2 protein-coding genes are annotated in these 793 nt (G+C 67.0%); one reads left to right on the top strand and one right to left on the bottom strand.

Features of this window, described 5'->3' with window-relative positions; all coding sequences use genetic code 11:
* Window positions 1-597 (top strand): GGDEF domain-containing protein (locus DBR23_RS18540; RefSeq protein ID WP_158276471.1); only part of this gene is annotated, 597 nt, incomplete at its 5' end.
* A gap of 31 nt (window positions 598-628) precedes the next feature.
* Here DBR23_RS18540 and DBR23_RS18535 read toward each other — a convergent pair.
* Window positions 629-793, bottom strand: a 165-nt coding sequence (locus tag DBR23_RS18535) for an EVE domain-containing protein (RefSeq protein WP_146191371.1), incomplete at its 5' end; no start/stop codon positions are given.

Genomic DNA, 793 nt, shown 5'->3' with positions numbered 1-793 from the left:
GTGTGGATCGACGTCAACGGTGTGCTGCTGGAGGGGCAGGGCGAGTCGCTGTGGCTCATGCAGGACATCACCGCCATGAAGCAGTACCAGGAGCAGGTGGAGCACATCGCCTTCCACGATGGGCTCACGCATCTGCCCAACCGGCTGCTGCTGGCCGACCGGATGGCCCAGGCTTTTGCCCTGAGCGACCGCACCCAGACCCAGGCGGCAGTGTGTTATCTCGATCTCAACGGCTTCAAGCCCATCAACGACCGCTACGGGCACGACATGGGCGACGAGGTGCTCAAGGTTACCGCCCGCCGCCTGCTGAAGCAGGTGCGGGGCAACGACACAGCGGCCCGCATCGGTGGTGACGAATTTGTGCTGGTGCTCACCGCCGTGAAGGACCCGGCCGAGGTGGACCAGGCGCTGCGCCGGGTGATGGCGGCCATCGAGCAGCCCATCGATCTGGGTGAGGGCCGCGTGGTGAGCGTGTCGGCCGCCGTCGGCACCGCTCTTTACCCCCGCGATGGCACCACCACGTTCGAGCTGCTGCGTGCGGCGGACCAGGCCATGTACGCCGACAAGGGGCATGTGTCGGCCGAGCGCAGCTTGTGACCGTTCTTGGGCCGCCGCTCACCAACGGGCATCAGCCGCCCTGCATCAGCACTTCGGTGATATAGCCCCACTCAGACGCCTCTACCGGCGTGATGGACAGGCGGCTGCCTTTTTGCAACACCCGCATCTCCGCCAGCGCCGGGTGGGCGCGCAGCTCGGCCAGGCTGATCAGCCGCGTCTTGCGCAGCGCCTGCAC

This window comes from Acidovorax sp. HMWF018 (genome assembly GCF_003061035.1).
GTDB lineage: Bacteria > Pseudomonadota > Gammaproteobacteria > Burkholderiales > Burkholderiaceae_C > Acidovorax > Acidovorax delafieldii.
Note: the sequence above shows the minus strand (reverse complement) of the source record. Positions and strands in the feature narration are given on the sequence as shown.